At 52.8% G+C, this 20,443-nt stretch carries 18 protein-coding genes; 7 read left to right on the top strand and 11 right to left on the bottom strand.

Features of this window, described 5'->3' with window-relative positions; translation table 11 throughout:
• Positions 1 to 2 precede the first annotated feature (2 nt).
• From B9P63_RS10355 to flgB, 9 genes are all read right to left on the bottom strand, one after another.
• The gene (locus B9P63_RS10355) at positions 3 to 326 is read right to left on the bottom strand and encodes a rod-binding protein (protein ID WP_085308507.1); all 324 of its coding nucleotides are present in this window, start codon (positions 324 to 326) and stop codon (positions 3 to 5) included.
• 21 nt (positions 327 to 347) lie between these two features.
• The gene (locus tag B9P63_RS10350) at positions 348 to 1,484 is read right to left on the bottom strand and encodes a flagellar basal body P-ring protein FlgI (RefSeq protein WP_245830627.1); all 1,137 of its coding nucleotides are present in this window, start codon (positions 1,482 to 1,484) and stop codon (positions 348 to 350) included.
• Between the two features lie 7 nt (positions 1,485 to 1,491).
• The gene (locus B9P63_RS10345) at positions 1,492 to 2,142 is read right to left on the bottom strand and encodes a flagellar basal body L-ring protein FlgH (protein ID WP_085308506.1); all 651 of its coding nucleotides are present in this window, start codon (positions 2,140 to 2,142) and stop codon (positions 1,492 to 1,494) included.
• Positions 2,143 to 2,151: 9 nt separating this feature from the next.
• Complete coding sequence (gene flgG / locus B9P63_RS10340) at positions 2,152 to 2,940, bottom strand: flagellar basal-body rod protein FlgG (protein WP_085308505.1); 789 nt, start codon at positions 2,938 to 2,940, stop codon at positions 2,152 to 2,154.
• A 78-nt stretch (positions 2,941 to 3,018) separates the two neighbouring features.
• Positions 3,019 to 3,783 carry a flagellar hook basal-body protein gene (locus B9P63_RS10335; protein ID WP_085308504.1) on the bottom strand — a complete coding sequence of 255 codons (765 nt, stop codon included), beginning with the start codon at positions 3,781 to 3,783 and terminating at the stop codon, positions 3,019 to 3,021.
• Between the two features lie 63 nt (positions 3,784 to 3,846).
• Complete coding sequence (locus tag B9P63_RS10330) at positions 3,847 to 8,046, bottom strand: flagellar hook-basal body complex protein (protein WP_085308503.1); 4,200 nt, start codon at positions 8,044 to 8,046, stop codon at positions 3,847 to 3,849.
• Between the two features lie 43 nt (positions 8,047 to 8,089).
• The gene (locus B9P63_RS10325) at positions 8,090 to 8,782 is read right to left on the bottom strand and encodes a flagellar hook assembly protein FlgD (RefSeq protein ID WP_085308502.1); all 693 of its coding nucleotides are present in this window, start codon (positions 8,780 to 8,782) and stop codon (positions 8,090 to 8,092) included.
• 12 nt (positions 8,783 to 8,794) lie between these two features.
• Entirely contained in the window at positions 8,795 to 9,214 is a 420-nt protein-coding gene (gene flgC, locus B9P63_RS10320) for a flagellar basal body rod protein FlgC (protein WP_085308501.1), read from the bottom strand.
• Complete coding sequence (gene flgB, locus B9P63_RS10315) at positions 9,214 to 9,600, bottom strand: flagellar basal body rod protein FlgB (protein ID WP_085308500.1); 387 nt, start codon at positions 9,598 to 9,600, stop codon at positions 9,214 to 9,216. The genes flgC and flgB overlap by 1 nt, the downstream gene beginning before the upstream one ends.
• A 74-nt stretch (positions 9,601 to 9,674) precedes the next feature.
• Between flgB and B9P63_RS10310 the strand changes: the two genes are divergently transcribed.
• From B9P63_RS10310 to fliD, 3 genes are all read left to right on the top strand, one after another.
• On the top strand, positions 9,675 to 10,382 hold the full coding sequence (locus tag B9P63_RS10310) for a hypothetical protein (RefSeq protein WP_139816244.1): 708 nt from the start codon (positions 9,675 to 9,677) through the stop codon (positions 10,380 to 10,382).
• Between the two features lie 23 nt (positions 10,383 to 10,405).
• Positions 10,406 to 10,753, top strand: coding sequence for a hypothetical protein (locus B9P63_RS10305; protein WP_085308498.1), 348 nt, complete (start codon positions 10,406 to 10,408; stop codon positions 10,751 to 10,753).
• Between the two features lie 76 nt (positions 10,754 to 10,829).
• Positions 10,830 to 12,473, top strand: a complete 1,644-nt coding sequence (fliD, locus tag B9P63_RS10300) for a flagellar filament capping protein FliD (RefSeq protein WP_085308497.1) — start codon at positions 10,830 to 10,832, stop codon at positions 12,471 to 12,473.
• Positions 12,474 to 12,509: 36 nt separating this feature from the next.
• On the opposite strand, the gene B9P63_RS10295 is transcribed toward fliD, so the two are convergent.
• Positions 12,510 to 13,166, bottom strand: a complete 657-nt coding sequence (locus tag B9P63_RS10295) for a response regulator transcription factor (RefSeq protein ID WP_085308496.1) — start codon at positions 13,164 to 13,166, stop codon at positions 12,510 to 12,512.
• 256 nt (positions 13,167 to 13,422) lie between these two features.
• Here B9P63_RS10295 and B9P63_RS10290 point away from each other — a divergent pair, with 256 nt between their 5' ends.
• Both B9P63_RS10290 and B9P63_RS10285 read left to right on the top strand, forming a co-directional pair.
• On the top strand, positions 13,423 to 13,905 hold the full coding sequence (locus B9P63_RS10290) for a putative pterin-binding protein (RefSeq protein ID WP_085308495.1): 483 nt from the start codon (positions 13,423 to 13,425) through the stop codon (positions 13,903 to 13,905).
• Positions 13,906 to 13,944: 39 nt separating this feature from the next.
• Entirely contained in the window at positions 13,945 to 16,419 is a 2,475-nt protein-coding gene (locus B9P63_RS10285; protein ID WP_176219140.1) for an ATP-binding protein, read from the top strand.
• A 27-nt stretch (positions 16,420 to 16,446) separates the two neighbouring features.
• Here B9P63_RS10285 and B9P63_RS10280 read toward each other — a convergent pair whose 3' ends face one another.
• Complete coding sequence (locus tag B9P63_RS10280) at positions 16,447 to 17,025, bottom strand: DnaA N-terminal domain-containing protein (protein WP_176219139.1); 579 nt, start codon at positions 17,023 to 17,025, stop codon at positions 16,447 to 16,449.
• 606 nt (positions 17,026 to 17,631) lie between these two features.
• Here B9P63_RS10280 and B9P63_RS10275 point away from each other — a divergent pair.
• Both B9P63_RS10275 and B9P63_RS10270 read left to right on the top strand, forming a co-directional pair.
• Complete coding sequence (locus B9P63_RS10275; RefSeq protein WP_085308492.1) at positions 17,632 to 18,975, top strand: AAA family ATPase; 1,344 nt, start codon at positions 17,632 to 17,634, stop codon at positions 18,973 to 18,975.
• Complete coding sequence (locus B9P63_RS10270) at positions 18,972 to 20,069, top strand: ParB/RepB/Spo0J family partition protein (protein WP_085308491.1); 1,098 nt, start codon at positions 18,972 to 18,974, stop codon at positions 20,067 to 20,069. Before B9P63_RS10275 ends, B9P63_RS10270 begins: the two co-directional genes overlap by 4 nt.
• The last annotated feature ends 374 nt before the right edge of the window (positions 20,070 to 20,443 follow it).

The raw sequence follows: 20,443 nt of genomic DNA, 5'->3' as shown, positions 1-20,443 counted from the left end.
GTTTAAACGTCCCCGTCAGAAACTCTGTGCTGGAATTGCCCTACGAGCGCGTCTGCAATGCCAAGCGTCTCTCGCTTGGAAAGGGCCGTGGCATATTCTTGGTCCAGCATAGAGTTAAACGTCTTTGTAGCCTCACTATTTAGCAATGGATCAGCAAGTTGTGCAGAACGCGCACTCGATAAGATGGATTTCACGAACAAGGCTTCGAACTGTCCAGCAACCTCTTCCAATTTGTCACGATCAGACGGCCCTGTACTTTGCAAAGGATCGGCACGCACGCCCGGGGCAACCGCCATTTTCAACGCTGTGGCACTGATCGTCGTCATCTCGCATCCGCCGTATAATTGTTAAATAATGATAAGCTGCGCACGTAGCGCACCTGCTACTTTCAACGCCTCGAGGATCGCCACGAGATCAGAGGGAGTTGCCCCGATCGCGTTGATCGCATCGACCACGTCACTCAAACTTACGCCCGGATCGAACAAGAACGCCCGCACTTCTGGCTCATCCACGTCGATTTCAGTGTTCTGCGTCACAACCGGCTCTGCAGGCGCGGTTACCACCAAATCATCGGTGACAATCGTTTCATTGGTCAGTGTCGGAACCGTGTCCTCACGAATGCGTACCGTCAAACTGCCGTGGGTAATAACTGCAGGCGTGACATTCACATTGCCACCGATCACAACCGTCCCCGTGCGGGAATTCACGATGACTTGAGCAGGCGGCGCAGCAGGCTGGACCTCAACCTGCTCGATTAAACTGGCAAAGGCAACTTTCTGGGACAAATCAGTCGGTGCCAGAACCCTGATCGAAGACGCATCAATCGGGACAGCGGTATCACCGCCAAAAACAACATTAATTGCATCGGCAACATTTGACGCCGTTGAAAAATCTGCGAGGTGCAGATTGAGCACAAGATATTCATTGGTGATAAACGGATTTTCCACCATCTTCTCGACGCTGGCACCTTGCGGCACGCGACCCACCGTCGGCACATTTACCGTAAGCGAAGAACCATCATCACCCGACACGCCGAAACCGCCCACCAGAAGATTGCCCTGCGCCAGCGCATAGGTTTCACCGTCCACCCCAAGCATTGGCGTCATCAAAAGCGTACCACCGCGCAACGATTCCGCCGATCCAAGCGCAGAGACGGTCACATCCAAGGTTTGACCCGGCTTCACAAACGCGGGCAAATCGGCCGTCACCATCACCGCGGCCGCATTCGTGCCATCCAGCGCCGCTTGCTCGGTCACCATGCCGAACCTCGACACCATTGATTGCAACGATTGCAGGGTAATCCCCAAATCGCCGTCGCCCGTACCAGACAGGCCAACCACCAAGCCGTATCCAACAAGTTGATTGCTGCGCACGCCGGCCATGCTCGCCAGATCTTTGATCCGATCCGCGTGCGCCGCCGTGGTGCAAAGCACCAATGCCCAAATGGTGAACGCGCGAAGAAAAAGGCGAGAAAGTCTCATCATGCCAAACCTAAATCGGATTCACAGCGGAAAAAGCGCGCGCCAGAAAGCCACGCTTTGCAGTATCAGCAACGTCCCCTGCCCCAATGTAGGTAATCTCGGCATTGGCCAGTCTGTTGGAATTCACCACATTGGACGGGCTGATATCACCCCGCCGCACAATACCGCTGACCCTCACGTATTCATCACCGTTATTCAGGGTCAGCTTCTTTTGCCCCAAAATCTCAAGATTGCCGTTCCCCAGTTCGCGCACAACACTCACCGTCACCAGACCTGTGAATGAGTTGGACTGCTCAGCGGCACCGGTACCTTCAAAGTTCTGCGCTGATCCAAGCGTAGCCGCTGGCAAATCCAGCAGACCCGGAACCTGAGCCGACAAACTCTCTGTTTTGCCAGACGTCGCACTTTGCGACTTGGTCGCTTGGAAGGATTCATTCAACGCAACAGTCAGAATATCCCCGACCTTTGATGCACGCTGCTCCACCGCAAACAAGCCAGACGCGCCAGCGTGATAAATGCTGCCATCGGCAGGCGCTGTCCGCTGGTTCGGCTCTGGAATAACAGGCTGAAAGGCGCGGCTTGCTTGATCTTCGACATAGGTAGAGCAGGCGCCAAGCGCGCTCAAAGATGCCAGCAAAACCAGCTTTTGAAGAAATGTCATAGCAGCCCTCTAAAGGTTGTTTGAGATGTAACGCATCATCTCGTCAGACGATGTGATCGCCTTGGAGCTGACTTCATACGCACGCTGCGTCTCAATCATCTCGACGAGCTGCTGCACAACATTCACGTTCGAGGATTCCAAAGAACCTTGAACCAGTTTACCAATGCCCTGCGCTTGCGGCGCAGCCACTGTCGGCTCCCCGCTCGCAATCGTTTGCACCAGAAAACTCTCACCGACAGGCTGCAATCCACGCGGATTAGCAAACGATGCAAGCGTCAACTGGCCGATTTCCTGCGGCTCATCCTGATCCGCGCTGCGTGCTGACACTATCCCGTCCTGCGAGACATTGACCTCAGTAGCATCGTCAGGAATTTGAATTTCTGGCTGAACCACATAACCACTGGCCGTCGTCAACGTGCCCTCGGCACTGCGCGAAAATGATCCATTACGTGTATATCCGACGCGCGCGTCAGGCATGAGCACTTGGAAAAACCCCTGCCCGTCAATCGCCAAATCGAACGAGTTGTCGGTATTAACCATCCCGCCTTGCGAATACAACTTCTGGGTATTAACCGCACGAACGCCTGTACCAAGCGCCAAAGCAGACGTAAGCGCCGTTCCTTCAGACGTCTGATCACCGCCACCGCGCTTGACTTGATACAACAAACTCTCGAAATTTGCCCGATCGCTTTTAAAGCCAACGGTGTTCAAGTTGGCCAAGTTGTTGGCGATAACCTGCATCCGCGTTTGCTGCGCATTCAGACCCGTCTTAGCGACGTGCATAGCATTTGACGACATTTGCCCCTCCGAAATCTTTACATTCAATGTTAGTTTGCAACTGATGTGCCAAACTTGAAAAACGCTAGAACTTTAAAATTAGCCGTTGGGCAGACGCATAATTTGGCTCGTGCCTTCATCAATTTCCTTAGAAAGCGAAATGAACTTCACGCTCATTTCGAACTGGCGCTGACTTTCGATGTTCTTCACCAGAGCAGTAATCGTATTGACGTTACTGCTCTCCAGAAAACCCTGCGAAATACGTGCGCGCTGATCCGGTTGTGGCAACGCCGCTTCATTCGCAGGTCGAATATGACCGTCGGGCGATTTGATCAGTGCTGCATCTTGTGCGAGCGTCGTCGCAATCACTGGCCCCGCAACAAACGTACCTTCGGGCACACCAAACAACTCAAGCTGGATTTGACCCGTCTCTTCGACAACCACGCGCCGCGCTTCAGGAAGCTGGATTGGCAAAAGTGTCGTATCCAGCAACCGGTTCCCAGCCCCGTCAATCAAGAAGCGGTCGGCATCAAATCCGAAATCACCCCTTCGCGATAAGGCCGCCCCTGCACCACTGCTTGGCTCGACAAAGAAATATCCCTCGCCGCGAATAGCCGCATCAAGCGGCTCGCCAGTGTTTTGCAAATTGCCTTGTTCCGCGGAAAACAACGACTCGCCGCTTTCTTGGCTAAAGACCCGCGAGCGGAACTGATCAAAGGCCTCAACGAACTGCGCCTCCCGCGTCACGGTCAGATCAGCGCGATATCCCGGCACATTCACATTGGCCATGTTCTGCGCATTGACCGTTAATTCCGAGCTAATATTGCGCATATTGTTCAAAGCAATGTGGATGTTACGATCCATGGTGTCCCCTCTCCAAGGAAACGGCCCACGCCAAAAGCGCGGGCCAATTTATCAAATATTCACTTAGGTCCGGATATTGATGATTGTCTGGGTCAGCTGCGTTGATGTTTCAATCGCCTTCGAGGACGCCTGGAAGTTTCGCTGCGCCGTGATCAGGTTCACCAGCTCTTCGGTAATATCCACGTTCGAGCGTTCAAGCGCACCCGATTGAATAGATCCAAACCCTTCGGTTCCCGCTTCACCAATCAGCGGTTCACCCGATGCGGCGGTCTCAACAAACGTGGCATTCCCAACCTGCTTCAAACCATTCTGGTTGTTGAAGTTGGCCAGTACGATCTTACCAAGCGGCTTGTTCTGACCATTGGTGTAGTTCGCCCGAAGCAAGCCGGTTGCATCAATGCTCAAACCGTCCAGTCGACCGGATGTGAAACCGTTCTGCTCAAGATTGTTCACCGCAAAAGGCGTCGCAAGCTGCGATGATGCACTGTAATCGATATCAAGCGAAATCGAGAACGTATCACTTTGCGATTCATAGCGCGTTAGACCCTGCGGACTGATCAGTTTACCAGTTTTATCGAAGGTCAATTCGCCCTCATCCAAGTACAGTGGATAGTAATCTTCAACCAGATTGTCCGGCTCTGAATCGACGATCTCACCATTCTCGTTCACGAACAATGGAATGCCGTTTTCATTGGTTGCCTGCACCAGTTTCGCAATCGTCGGCACACTGCCAACTCCCAAAGGCACGTCATCAAGCCCCAGCTTTGCAGGCCCTTTTACACGGATCGTCGATGTGTCACCCGTCGTACCGGTGGTAAAGACAAAGTTGTTCTCATCTGGCTGATATTTCACCGTCACGCCACCGATCGTCTGGCCCGTTTCCGCATCGCGCATCTGATTGATGCGCTGCTGCAAAAGATCGGCCAAAGTTGTGCCGATATAGTTGCCACCTGGAATTTCAATGATCGCATTCACGCCATTAACAGATACGTTAAACGTCGTTTCAAGATTTGCCGCGTTCAGGAAAATCGGCTGGCTATTCAATGGGTCTTTCGCAGGTCCTCCAATTGCCTTTGCTGGCTCCGACTTCAGGCCAGTACCTTCTGTGAAACTGACGTTGCTGTCCGCGCCAACACCCATTAGCTGGCTGTTGCCAAGTGTAAGAACACGCGACGCAAGATCAATCGTGCCATCACCAGTAACTGCAGCACCTGTTAATGCGTCAATTTCATAACGCCCAACTTGAATGTTGGAGGCCTGTTGATCGCTATCAACCCCCAACGCCTTGTTCGCACGTACTGCTTTACCCGTTGTACCGCTTTCGAAGGTAAACGCGCTCGTATCACGATCATATCTCACTTTTGCGCCAAACCGATCAGGGCCACTACCCACAACGCCACCGTCAAAAATAAACGGCGCTCCCTGCACTTTGGTAGCGGCTGTAATCGTCATCTTGCTTGCGTTGCTTGTACCGCCAAGCCCGATTGCGTTCACACTTTCAGCATAGCCAGAAGAAATCTGCACCGCTGACACGTTGCTGATCGCTGCACCGGGTCCGATCGCTGTATGATCAACATTGAACACAATGCTCTGTGTTGCTGCGTCATACTGGATTTTCACAGGAGGATCGCGCTCGTCGACCCATGCCAGTTCGATCGTGGAATTACTAAGGCCAAAATCTGCAGCAGTCGGGCTTACAGCGTTGGACAGTTGTGCCGTGAATGTACCGAAGATTTCCTTGGACGAACTATTCACATCCACATCAGTGTAAGAATGGCGCGCACTGTCCGTCTCACGCATCACAATGCGTTGGTTGTTAAAACTTACCGCAGATCCGTCAATTTTCAGATCTTCACCTTCAAAGAACGCTTCCACATCTTCGGATGCTTCTGACAGAATAATAAAGGGGTTATCCGAATCGACACTAACGTCGATGTCCTCATCTGGCAGACCCAGTTCACCAGTCGCAATTTCAATCGTATTCGGCTCAATCAAGGCCGAAATACGAAAAGAACGCGCATTAATCGCGACGGCATTTTCGTCGCCACCCATCAACATAATACTGTCACCGACAGACAAGCCCGCGACAGATGTCAACGTGATCGTTAAGCGTTCTGCTTCTGCATCATATTCGATAGAGGGAGCATCAGCAGATGGGGAATCGGCCACTGCAATCTGGCGATCGTACACTTTGACATCAGGGCGATTTCCCGCGTTTGTATAGGCAAGGTAGCGCTGCTCACTCACAGCATAGGAAATCGCTGTATCAGTGCTTTCGCTCTCGAAAGTCGGGCCTGTAATACTGAGAACAGCATCGTTTACTGAAACCGAGACCCCCCCCAATCCAGCCGCCTCAATTTCGGCTTTAATTTTGCTGGCAACGCTAGCGTCAGTTTCGTCGGCGATTACACTAACACTCAAAGCAACGCCGTAGACGTCAAGGCTCAACGTGGCCGCACCATCGGCCGACGCATCCAGAACTGTCAAAGTACCATCAGCAAAGGTCAATGCGTCTGATCCAGAAACGACAGTAAACAGCTTGTCAACTTCTACTTTGATTGCAGCCAAAATCTCTGCTTCAGTCGTAGCGGCATCCGGGATAGCGACGATAACTGCGCGTTCATCTACCGAGAATGTTAGTGTCTTACCGCTCTCTACTAGCGCACTGTCCAGTAAGCTCACCGTAAACGAACCCTCGTCGTAATCCACGTCCCACTTATCAGACCCGTTCGAAATTCCGGTCACGTCCAAATCACGAGAGGTGTATTCAAACGCAAAGGACTGTGGATTGATGGGTGGCTCTGTGAGTTTGCTTGTCGTCGTAATCTTGGCGAACTGGCTATCTGTAGCACCCGGCACAGACGCCGACTCTCCGTTAAGTGTTTCATTGATCCGTACCTGCGCGTGCGCAAGAAACGTATCAATGTCAAAATTAGGTGCCGTCAGATTGGCGACGTCTATACCTGCCTGTGTAGACGCAAAACTTGGCTCGAGAAGATCAATTTCCACACTGGTTGCAACCGGAACGTCGCCGTCAGCCGTTGATGTATAAAGCTGGATATTGATTGTATCTTCGGCGCCTTTGCGAATTTCGACTTTCTTTTCGTCGTCATAGGCTTGATTGATCGCACGCTCGACTTCTGCAGCAAGTTCTTCAGCATTATAGCTACCTGCGCGAACATCGATGCTGACCGGACGGGTACCATCATCTACATTGACCAAGAGAAAATCATTTCCCCAATATACGCCCTGATTGTTCGAGTTCGCCTCAAAGGTTGCACCAAACAGCATCGGATTTGTAACAATCTCGATCTCGCGCGTGCCCTCTTCGCCAAAATCAAACCCGCTCGCCTCGCCCGATAGCGCAGCTGGCTCCGATGCAAGCCGCGTTTTCAACTCGTCCGACTTATAAAGTGGTGCACTGCGGCCCGTGTCGAAATAACTCGGATCGGGCACTTCGGTGGTCTGGTTGCCAAACTGATCGATGTAAATCTGAACTCCCTTATCATTGACCGCAGGCACCAGATCTGGCGCAACAACTTCGTCATTGATCACCAAGCGAGTATCGAATTTGTTTGTCGGATCCTCCGCCGTCGCGCGCTGGGTCTTGATGAAATACACAGTCGCAATCGTCGGGTTACCCAGATCATCAAAGATGGTGAACGAAGTCGAGTTGGTAAAACTTTCTGAATCATTGGGGTCAAAAACGTAGTTACCACTAAACTTTTCATTGTCTGTGACAACTTCGGCGTTGGCAGGCAGATTTACCGCCAGATCAACCATCGACGTCGCTTGCGGATCACCCGAGGTGACGGGCAAACGCAGCGGCACCGCACTGTCGATATCTTTCGCCGTAACAGAACCGTCCTCGTTGACGGGGTAGGTCAAAAGGAACTGGCCAGAGCTATCAACAACGTTGCGGTTATTATCGACATTGAACGAGCCGTTGCGCGTGTAAACAACCTGCGTCGATGTCTGGCTCGGCTTGAGCGCAAAAAAACCCTGCCCCGAAATCGCCATATCAAGCGCGTTCAATGAGGACGCAATGTTGCCCTGTGTAAATTGCTGCTTAACACCCTTCAGGATCGCACCCGAACCAATCGAGGACGTACTATTCTGCAAAGGAGAGGTCGCGAAAATATCGCCGAATTCCGCACGCGAACGTTTGAAACCTGTCGTACCGACGTTGGCGATGTTGTTCGAGCTTGTCGAGATATCTGATTGTGCGCCGTTAAGACCGGTCAATGCTGTATAGAAGGACATATACTCTCTCCTTAATTATATCGTTTCAGTGAAAATCGCTGCGTCAGAGACGGAACCGCAGAACCTCTGCGGCGCTCACATCGCCGTAATCTTCAACTTCAAGCTGCGGCTGCCCCGTCATTCCTGCCGTGGCGCCAACCACTTCTGCAAAAACGTTGGGCGTCAGTCCTTCGGGACCATCCCCGTAATTCACGGTCACATCGACACGCATGCTGCGCGTGCCATCGCGGTAAGCCTCTGGCAGGTCTTTCCATTCGAAACCGGACATCCCGCTCGCGCGCCCGCCAAGATCAAGCGTGTGCAGCGCTTCACCAGTCTCCGAATCCAGAAACTCGACACGGGTCTCAAGCGACATGCGCTCCAACTCGAGCACGCCGTGCACTTCACCATTATCATCCGCCCGCACTGTATTGCCGGGAATCAAGACCGAATGGCCCAACATGTTGACAGAGGATCCGACACGGAACTGATCCATCTGTCCTGCGATCTGCGTCATAGTCTTGCCCATGTCGCTAATCCCGGCAACAGAAGAAAATTGCGCCATCTGCGCAATAAAGTCACCGTTGTCCATGGGCGCAAACGGATCTTGGTTCTGCAACTGAGCCGTCATCAATTTGAGAAAGTCCCCTTGCCCCAACTCTTCTTTTGGTTCAGCATTTTTGGTTTCATTCGTGCTGATCCCGAGCTTGGAAAGAAGTGCGTTCTGCGCACTCAGGCTTTTGCTATCTACATCCACTGCTCAATCTCCCTATGACTTGCCCATGTTCGCTGTTCGCAACATCAAGGTGCGCAGCGTCGTGACGACTTCCAGATTATTTTGATACTGGCGGCTCGCTTCCAGCATATCGACCATCTCTTCATTCACATCGACTGGCGCGACGTAGACAAAACCCTCATCATCCGCGAGAGGGTGACCCGGCTCGTGCACACGCTGCGGATCGCGGTTAAGCGAAATAACCTCGCGCACTTCCACAGATGCACGTTCCGCGTTGCGCATCCCGTCCTCGAAAACCGTCTGAAACACCGGCCGCAACGGACGATATGCGCCCTCCGGCGTACCCGAGCGCGATTCCGCATTGGCGATATTGGACGCGACCGTATTCAGCCGCACCATCTGCGCCGCCATCGAGCGGCCCGCAATATCAAAGACATTCTTCAGATCTGCCATCACTCGCCCCTAATTGCGGTCATAAGACCGGAAATTCTATTGTTCAGAAATGTAAGCGTCGTCATGTACCGCAGAGAATTCTCGGAAAACTCCATCTGCTCCACTGACATCTCGACCGTGTTTCCATCCAAAGAAGGATTTAAAGGCTTGCGATACTGAACACGGTCAGCACCTACACTAACCAGATTATCCACATGCCGTGCATCGCCCTTGCGCACAGGGCTGTCACCAATCTTCGCCGCCATTTGGCGATCAAAATCCAGATCGCGCGCTTTATATCCAGGCGTCGCTGCATTCGCGATGTTGGAGGCCAACATCGTATTACGCGCGTCGCGTAATGACAGCGTTTCTGACTGGAAGGAAATATGATCTCTGATTGCGTTCATAATTTTCGTCTTCGTTCCTGCGTTTCTGGTCCGATATTTGCAAGATGAGTGCCAAACTCTTGATGGAGACAAAAATGTCGAAAAAAACTTTCGCTGTGCGACCCACCAGCCCCTCGCCCAGCCACAAAACTCTCTCAAGACAATCCAATGCGATAGCCGCCCGCCTACTCAACTTTCTCTCGGACACCCCCGCGATAACCGCCGCTACGGTACTTTCTGACATGATGCATGACACATCGGATCCGGCAACACGGCTCGCAATCCTGACAACGCGCATTCAGGTTCTGCGTGCGCGCACGATTGCCTGCCGCCTCGGCAAGCCGGTCGACGGAAAAATTTCTCTTGGCGAACTAATAGACGATCAAAAGTCCCGCAAGCTTCCTGAGGAGATAGAAAACCCAATGCTGCGGCCCGCTGCGCCCGATCAACTCGTTGAACAATCCGTCGTTCCGGTTGAGCCGGAAAAACTAATGCGGTTGAAACTGCTTCAAGACTACCGCCACGAAGGCTTCGACATAAAAGCAGGCACGCTGTTCGAGACAAGCGCGCAAATCGCAAATGATCTCACAGCTCGCGGGATCAGCGAAATTGTCCCGGACGACTTACAGCCCGATGAAACCGCCACCAACGACGCAAGCACCGACGCACAAGCCAGCGCAAATGCAGATACCAAACCGGGCCCGCAAGAAGAAGGCGCGCCGCAGGATATGCCTGCCCCCTCCCCCGAAGAAGAACCCGATCTGCCGAATGAAAGCAAAACGCCCGAACAAGCCACCACCTGACAACAAGAGAAAAAGGACATCGCATGGAATATCCGTTCATTGGCCTCACTGTCGTCGCACTTTTTGTCGCCGGCACCCTTTATAGTTGCGGTAACCTGACCCGCTTCGAACAGGAATCCTATGATTGTAACGGCACAAACGCACCTTTCAGGGAACTCGTTTTCAACGATGTTTACTTGGATGGACAAGGAACGGTTGTTGGACCTATTGCGCCGCCAAAAGCGGTCATTACCGACATCAGCAAAAGCCACTTTTCAGCAAGCTGGGGGGACGCACGACTTTCCGTGAACAGGGTTACTGGAAAAATAGCGCTGCAACGCAACGGAATGCTCAGCACCTATAAATGCGAACCCAAAAGCTTTCGAATGTAGCACGCACTAGCGTCGATGTTTTCTAAACAACCACCGTCTCCAGCCGTTTAATTATACACACAAGGAGCTGCCAATCATGGTTGAAATCAAGACCGATATCCTTTCCGCACTGAGCCAGAACGGCAGCGGCCTTCAATTGCAAAGCCTGGCCGCCAGCCTCGTTGAAGCGGAAACCGGCGGTGAGCGTGTTCTGACTGAGCGCCGCCTTGAAGATGCAAACACGTCCATTTCCGCAATGGGGCAACTGTCCAGCCAGGTTGATCAGTTCAAATCCGGCATGACACGTACTGCAGAATCCTCATCTCGCCTCGCTTTTTCAAGCGCCGCTGCAGTCTCGATCGAAGTCACCCAAGAGGCGCTTGCGTCAGACCTTTCGGCCATAATTGAAGTAACTGCACTCGCCTCGCCACAAATTCTAACATATAGTTTCGACGCAGATGTAACATCCAGTTCCGCTATCACAACAGGAACACTTTCACTAGACACCGATGAATGGAGCAGCTCTGCAGACATCACAATTGATGACAGCAACGATACACTTGGTGGGCTGGTCAGCGCGCTCAATGATGTAAACGGGCTCTCGGCTTCACTGATCGACACAGGCGATGGGATGGCTCTGATCATCAAGAGCAAAGACGGTCTGGGCAATGCGCTCGATAGCGCTTCAATCGCTGCCATCACAGGTGCCCTTGGCCTGACATCCAATGGCACCGAAGGACAAACCGATGCGTCCGAAAATCCGCTAGGCCTGACGTCCGATATTTCCGCCGCTACTGATGCTGCCTTTAGCGTAGACGGAGTTGAAGTAACGCGCTCGGGGAACACCATAGACGATTTGTTCCCGGGCCACCGCATCACGCTTAACAGCCTCGGCACTGCCACGCTGAACTCCAGCGAAAGCAGCACCTCTGTGCGTGAGCGGATCGCTGGCTTCATTGACGAAGTAAATGCCCTCAAATCATACTTGAACACAGCAACCCAGCGCGGCGTAAATGGTGCTACTGCCGGACCGCTGGCGGGCGACAGCGCAGCGCAATCCATCCTAAACAAGGTCAGGAGCATAACGACACAACCCATTTTGGGCTATGGTGACACACCGGTCTATCTCGCCGAGCTTGGCGTTAAAACCGAACGCGACGGGTCGTTGAGCTTGGACGAAACACTGCTCGCAAAGGCGATGGAGGACAACCCACAAATTGCCGAAGCCCTGTTCTCGACACAATTCAGTTCTGATGACGCAGGGGTTAGCGTCAGCGGCCTTGCTTTCGCACCTCCACAGCCAGGAACCTATCTTCTCGTTTATGATCCGGACACAGGCAGCGCGACGCTGGATGGCGATGACTTGTCAGTTAGTACAGATAGCGACGGAAACATCCTGTTGCGCTCGACTGCAGCCGACACGTATGGGATGCAATTCACTCTGGCAAACGAAGACGCGCTCACAACAAACGTGCGCTATGGTACCAGCCTTGTCGATCAGCTTGAAAGCTACAGCGACTTATTGATCGGCGCCAATGGAATGCTTGCGCGCCGTGAAACCGAGCTTGGTTTGGATCTGGAAAGCTTCGAGGAACAGCTAACCAGCATCGAGGCCAAAGCGGATATGCTCACCGAGCGTTACAATATCCAGTTTGGTAGAATGGAGGCGATGATTGCCAGCCTCAAAGAAACCGGAGAATACATGGAATCCCTTATGGACGCGTGGAACGCTGATCGATAGCAAAAGATAGCGGAATTTTGAAAAAACTCTAAAGAATCACAATAGCGCACGTTCGCGGCTGATAATGGCGGCGTGTGCTCTGTTACGTGCACCGAGTTTCTTGCAAATAGAGCGCATGTGCATCTTGATAATGACTTCGGTCGAACCCATTTCGCGGGCGATTTCTTTGTTGGTTTTGCCATCGGCCGCCAACCGCAGCACGAACAGCTCTTTTTCATGCAAACCGTGTTCGCTCTCTGCGCCAGCGCCAGACCCCGGAAAATCCGCTCCGACAGGCACGAAAATTTGCCCCGAGCTAATCAATTCAATAATGCTGCCCAAAGACCGAAGCGGCAAAGTCTTGGGGATCAGACCACGCACGCCGAGTAGCAGCGCCTTGTCCAGCACATGCCTGTCAACCTGTCCCGTGAACAAGACGACATAACCGTCTCGCGCAGCCTTGACGACCTGCCCAACACTCTCCAAACCTGCCATTCCAGGCATCCGCAAATCCAACATAACAACGTCGAATGTTTCCTGAGCTAAAGTTTTGAGCAAGGAATCGAGGTCGTAACAGGACTCAACGTCAAACGCGTTCCCACCCTTCAGTGTGGACGCAACCGCATCTGCGAGTAATTTGTGATCATCTGCAATAACGAGCCGTAGCGCTTGGTTTTCAGACAGGCTTGTACCTATCGCGTCGATCGCATTCATTTCAATATCCTTGTCTTAATCAGTGCTTTCTTACACCGTGGCATCTGAACTACTTTGGGTGATCTAAGCGTAACTGGATCAAAAACCAATCACCGGAAATCACTTTTTTGCTACAAGGATTTCTAAAGCGCCTTTTGCGCAGCAAATCTACACATAAATCTGCAAGATATTGAATTTATACGAAAGATAGTGGTTTTATTACTTTTGGTTATATCTATAAACGATAGAAAATACACATCAGTCAAAGAGGCTTCTAATGATACTTAAGCGCACAATCGTTAAAATAATCACTATTCTGACACTCGCCGCACTGCCCGTCGTCGCTCATGCTAAGGACGGCCTCACGGTTACAAACGATGACGCAAGTATTGTTCTCGATAGAGCCGCCGTCGACAATCTCCCGCAGCAAGAATTTACAACGACAACAATCTGGACCGAAGGCTCTATTACCTTTTCCGGCCCCTCGCTACACGCAATCATCAGCCTTGCAGGCATCACAGAGGGCACTGTCACCCTGACGGCCGTCAACGATTATGTCATCCAGATTCCAGTCGCAGAAATCACAGAAACAACGCCAATCGTTGCAAGCCTGATGGATGGCGAACCCTTCAACCGTCGGGAAAAAGGCCCCTACTGGTTGGTGTACCCATATGATTCCGACCCGGCCTTCCAAACAGAAATCACGCTTGCGCGTAGCATTTGGCAGCTCGTCTCCATTTCCAATATTGCACCGGACTAGAACACTATGGCATCGCCCCGTACTCAACGAAAATTATTGATGCGCAGGTTATCAGCTATGCTGTTGCTCGCGCTGCTTGTTGTTGCCTTTTTCATCCTGCTTGTCGGCGCGCGTTCGATAAAAACCCAGATCGATCTTCTGGCTTTCGCGTCTTCTGATAATCTTGGATGGAACTTGTCTCAACTCGACGTTGATTATCGGGGCATGACCATTGAAATGCTCGAACCAATCACCCCCAGCTCCCCTGCCGGGGTCGAAGTCACCGCCGAAGAATTTGAAAATATACAAAGAGGCTTTGATATTTTCTATAGCCGCGTAAAAGTTGTGGGGGCCACCTTCACGCGCGTCGGCGTAACAGACGTTATTCAAGAAGATTTTGAAAAGATCGTGATCGCGCGCAATGAAATGGCCGATCTCATCGACGCGATGGACGGCGCCACCACCGCGCAAATCAAAGAACTCTGCGATCTCGCAAAAGCACTAGGCAAACAGGTACGCTCTCTCTCGACCAAAGGGATACAGCGCCTGTCCCAAATTCAATCAGGTGCACGCGAGGCCCAGCACAGCGCTTTCCTGCGCTTTCATGGCACCTCTTTTGTGATTCTCGGGTTTGTTCTTATCTCCTGCCTTCTCGCACTCCTGCTATGGCGGGATCTGGAAAAACGAAGCGCTCAGGTCGCGCGCGTCGCAACCAATGTAACCAACGCTGTGAACGCCGCCAACTCGGCAGTTATCTTCACCGACCGCTCGGGCAGGATAACCCAGTGCAATGAGGCTGCCGCGCACTATTTCGGCGGCGATCGGGAAGATCTTGTCGAAATCGACTTTATCCACGCCTTGCTGGACCAAAGCAGCCTCTCCAGCTTCCTGCTGCACCGCGATCGCCCCAAATCAGAAACCATTCAGCTTATGGCCCGCAGATCAGACAACCAAGCCTTCCCGGTCGAAATGTCAGGCGTCTGGCAAAAAGATGCCGAAGACGAAGATATCTACATTATCTACCTGACCGACATCTCCGAGCGCCTCGAAGCCGAAACCAAGCTGAAAGCATCCCGCGACGAAGCCAAAGAGGCCTCCGAAGCCAAAAGCCGCTTCCTCGCGACAATGAGCCACGAAATGCGGACCCCCCTGCACGGTGTCATCGCCTCGCTTGATATGATCGACACCAAACACCTGATCGACGCAGACCGCGAGCTTTTCAAAACGGCTTGCGAATGCAGTCATCGCGCGCTCGAACAGGTGAACAGCATTCTCGATCACACACGCCTCATCCAGACAGAAGAAAAACCGCTTCCCGTGACGCTCTCTCGCGTTGTGAAGGATATACAGCACGCGCTCATCCCTCTGGCTGCAGCCAACAACAACACACTCTCGGCCGAATTTCTTGGTGACGGCGTTGATGCCTCTTATCACACCCTGCCCGACGCTTTTTCACGCGTGATGTATAACCTGATCGGGAATGCGATCAAATTCACCCAAGATGGCACCATAAAAGTCGAAATGATAGCAACGCGCGGCAAAACTGCCAACACGCGCCAGCTTAATTTCATCGTCAGGGACGATGGCATCGGGATACAAGAAAAAGATCAGGCGCGCATCTTCGAGAGCTTCGAAAAGGCCAAGTTCAACGAAGATGATTCAACCAAGGGCACAGGTTTGGGTCTGTCGATTGTCAAACATTCCCTCGCCCAGATGAATTCCAAAATAGCACTCCAAAGCACATTTGGAAAAGGCAGCAGCTTCCGCTTTACTCTTGAATTGGAAATGGTCCCGGGCACCGCCCCCAATGAGGTCGCAACAACCAAGGCACCCCCTGCCCCCATTGCCCAAGACGCAACTATTCACAATGCCGCCGCATCAGTGCTGATCGTGGACGACAATCCTATCAATCGCACCGTTTTGCGCGAAATGGTGTCACGCCTCGGCTACACCCCTGTTTGCGTAACCCTCGGGCACGAAGCCGTCACGACCGCACGAGACACCTACTATTCTCTGATCCTGATGGACGTGAATATGCCCGGTATGGACGGGCACGAGGCAACGCGTGAAATACGCTCTGGCCAAGGCAGATCAGCGAACACGACTATCCTCGGCGTAACAGCCCTTATTTCACAGGACCACAACCAGAAATCAGAATCCGGCATGAATGCGATGCTCGCTAAACCTCTTACGGCTGGTCGTCTCACCGCAGCCATCAAAGAACACGTCGACGTTAAGACGCACCAAAGCGCGGATCACGAGGACATCACAGATCTGATGGACCCCGTAACAGCGCAAGAGCTAAAACTACAAAGCCTTACCGATGCGCGCACCGCACTGCAAATTCTATCTGACCCCACAAGCACTTGGACTGCACGCTTGGACGCGGCCCACTACGCAGTCGGCTCAACTGGAATTGTCGGTTTTATCAAACTCAGCCAGATGCTGTCCGAGGCTGAGGCAGCCGCAAAACAGCAAGATCAGTCCGCCTTGGACAACAGCATCGCCACCCTGCAAGAAACCCTAGCCGAATAGACCCCAAAATGCCGTTTAGAGCCGAATTCAAGCCGCGCCCTGCGCCGTGATGGTCACTTTGCGCAAGTAGCCATCCTGCGCTGCAAAAGCAGCCTGTATGCGGCGCAGAAAATGACTGCTCACATATTGCGCAACAAATTTCGACGGGGCACTCAGCGTAATCTGCACTTCGCAGCTCTCCAGCACGCTGAGCTGCGAAAACCACGCGTTATAGATGGATGGGTCTTGGACATGTAATCGCGCAGCAACCTGCGACCAACCTGTTGTATCGCCTAAATCTACGGTCGGGTTGGCTTTGTGCAGTGGGATCACATTGGTCTCAGCGGCAGCGCTGTCAGGCTCAGGTGCACCAACCATACGGGCCGCGTAGTCTGGCCCCACAGCCCCCCACAGCGGCGCGCTCGCGGCTATTATAGTATCAAGATTGATCCGATGCTGGGTGACGCGCCCTCTTCCTGACGGAATTGTTACTGTTATCCATCCAAGGCTACGCATTTGCGCCAACTCGCGCTTTGCCGTGCGCTCGGTCACACCCCACATCTTCGACAGTTCTTTTTGGCCAACTGCAAAGACACCAAGGCGCCAGTTATAGCGCGCGGTGATCACCAGCGATAACCTTAGTGATAACCGTGCCTGTGTCGATGAACCTTGCGCTGCCATAACAAGCAGAGCAGTCAAAATATCATATTTGATAACTTGTGACTGCGTTCCAGCGATTTTAGCTCGTGAGAAATTCTGTTGTTCTGACGCCATCGGCTGGCCCCTATACCTGTAAACTGACTGCTGATCGGCCGAGCGCTCGCCATTATCAGGCTTGTTTAGACGCTTTTCCAAAACTTTCTCTAATTAGCGTTCTTTTCGCCCCGAGTGTCAAGGATTCTCGCCGCTGCGCCATTTTCAATTTTCAAATATATAAAAATTTTAGGTATCAATGGTATTGGGGGACATCGTGGGCGTCCCCCCAAATCACATATTTGTCCCCCCAAGATACGGTAAGGGCGCTGCGGTGTCCCCCCATTATCTGGTGGATGCGCACAGGTTCTATAGAATCACTTAGACATTCCCTGCGTACCCGAATTGCCAAGTTATATGCTTGTTTCCCAAAGCGATCGCGCGATGAACAACATCATAACCTGCATAATATTATACTCGACAATTTTGTCAAAAGCAGCGTAAATCAGGAAAAGCCAAATTTCTACGTCCGAGGTAAAAATGCTTACACACTCTGATCTAAGAGATCTCCAGACCAAATCTCTGAAAATGCAAGGCTGGATACGTCAGCAAACCTTTTCGCCCCAGAATGAAAAGCGGCTACGTCGCTTCTCGTCTTGGGAGGTGTCCGAGCTGATACTTGGCATCAACCAGTCAACTTTTCGTGGCAAGCTGACCGCAGATGCGACCTTACCCGCGGGTAAGGTCGAGCCGGATGGTCGCCAGCGTTGGTTCACACTTGAGGAGGTGAATACTCTTCGTCGCAAGCTCAAGCCGCGCGGCAAGCCTTTGCTTCCTGAGCGCCCCAAAGGCCGTGCGTTTCGCACAGCGATTGCGAATTTCAAAGGTGGCGCCGGCAAGTCCACGGTCGCCCTGCATTTCGCGCATGCCGCAGCGCTCGACGGCTACCGCGTGCTCTGCGTTGACTTTGACCCGCAGGCGACGCTGTCTCACTCGATGGGCCTTTATGATGTCAGCGAGGAGCACACAGTCTGGGGCGTGATGGCGCGCGATCTGGTGCGCGAGACCGAGGCCCAAAATAATGCGCCGCGCGGCGCTGCGAGCGGTGCCGCCCTGCCCCGCCGTACTATCCCGGCCAGCATCACCGACCTTGGCTTGCAAGAGTTGCGCGTCGGCGACTTCATCCAGCCAACGAACTGGCCCACAATCGACATCATTCCGTCCTGCGCCAATGCCGCCTTCGTCGAGTTTGCATCGGCGCAATATCGTCACCTTAATCCCGAGTGGTCGTTCTTCGCTGCGGTGAATCGTTTTCTTGATCAGCTTCCTGAAGATCAGTGGGACTTGATCCTGTTCGATTGCCCTCCCGCCATTGGTTATCAGTCGATGAATGCGGTCTTCGCCGCCGACATGCTTTATGTGCCGTCTGGTCCGGGGTATTGGGAGTACGACAGTACAACGTCATTTATCGGCCAGCTAAGCGAAGCGCTTGGTGATCTGGCGCATGGCTTTGAAGGAACCTTATCCGCGGATAAGGTCGTCTTGCCCAAGGTGTTCCGTGATGTTCGTTTCCTGTTGACGCGCTACGAGCCGGGGAATGATCTGCACCGCGCGATGTTCGAAGCTTTTGGTAAAGTTTTTGGGGATAAGCTCGCAGAACACCCCGTAGAAATGACCAGAGCGGTTGAGCAATCGGGACGTTTCCTAAGCTCCATTTACGAAATGGATTATAGGGATATGACCCGCGAAACTTGGCGCCGTGCGCGCGGAAGTTTCGATCAGGCTTATGGTGAGTTTAAGGCAACGATGATTCCGCATTGGCGGGATATGGCAGCAGAAACCTTATCCGCGGATAAGGTCGATGGATTGGAGGCTGACACATGACGCGCAAAAGACGGGTATTCGACATCGCCATGCCGGACGAAGCGCCGGAAGATACAGCGCCAATCACAAACACCGCGCGGCGTGGACCTATGGCAAGCGCCATCTCTGAAAATGCCGAAGCACTCCAAATCCGGAAAACAGCGGCCGAAGCAATCCGCGAAGAAAACGACGCTTTGGCGCATGAACTGGTTGCCCTTCGCGCATCCGGAGCCGTGGTTCAAAGCATACAGCTTGAGCAGATTCACACGTTCATGTTGGTCCGCGACCGCCTTCCAGGCGAGGATGTGGAGCTGGACGATCTGGTTCTATCAATCCGCGAGGTTGGTCTGTCCAACCCGATCCGTGTGCTACCCCGAGCGGACGGGGAGGGCTATGAGTTGGTGCAAGGCTTCCGCCGCTGGAGCGCTTACAAGCGGTTGTTTGCAGAGGCGTCAGATCAGATTTGGTCTGCGATCCCGGCGCTTATTATGCCGGGCGATCCTGATATCTCGGGTTTGTATCGCCGCATGATTGACGAAAACCTTGTGCGTAAAGATTTGTCGTTTGCTGAAATGGCATATGCGGCACAGAATTATGCCGCTGATCCGGCTACTGATGCCGCTTCATTGTCGGATGCGGTGGCCGCGCTGTTCCAGTCGGCGCCCTATTCCAAGCGCAGCTATATCCGCTCCTTCGCTTACCTGCTTGAGCGGCTATCGGGTTCGCTTTTGTACCCCGCCGAAATCCCACGGGCTTTGGGCGTGGACGTGGCGCGTGCGATCAAAGAACGGCCGGCGGCATTGAAGCGCATTCAAACCGAGCTGGCGGGCTGGCAGAACCGAAGCATCAAGGATGAACTATCTGTTCTGCGCAGTGTGGTTGAGGATGTGGCCCCGTCCGAGCCGGCGTCTGCATCGGGCGATAAGGTGCCAAAGAAAAAGCTGGCAGGCGCGGCGCGTAGCAAGACAACGTTCCATATCGGTAGCTCGTTCGGGCAGGTGAAATGTACCGCTGGTGTTGGCCGCTTGGAAATTCAGGTTGATCGCGATTTTTCTTCGATCGACCGCGCCAATCTTGAACGGGCAATTTCCGCGCTGGTTGATGGTCTAGGCTAACCTTATCCGCGGGTAAGGTTGGTGGAAAATAGTAATCGATTGAGATGGTGTCAGAAAAATGTTTAAAAACAGATACCTAACGATATACTGCGTCACTATATCGGTGCAATAACGTAGCGATTTTTATCGAAAGAGATCCGAATTGGCACCAATGCGCATTGGCCATCTTTGCTGCATTCCATCAGTTTGTTGTCATACAGGCGGGGCTAGACACCCCCAACCTCGTCCTCTCATGTCACGGCAGCTCGCTCATGAGACCCCGTCTGTACACCATCCCATCGCCGCCAAGCGCGGTAGGTGAGGGCGCGCTCAAGTCGGCAAGCATATTGCAGTTTCAGGAGTTTTGAGATGGTTACCAATGAAGAAATTATCAC

The organism is Planktotalea arctica, assembly GCF_002105285.1.
In the GTDB taxonomy this organism is placed as follows: domain Bacteria; phylum Pseudomonadota; class Alphaproteobacteria; order Rhodobacterales; family Rhodobacteraceae; genus Planktotalea; species Planktotalea arctica.
This window is presented reverse-complemented; position numbering and strand designations above follow the sequence as displayed.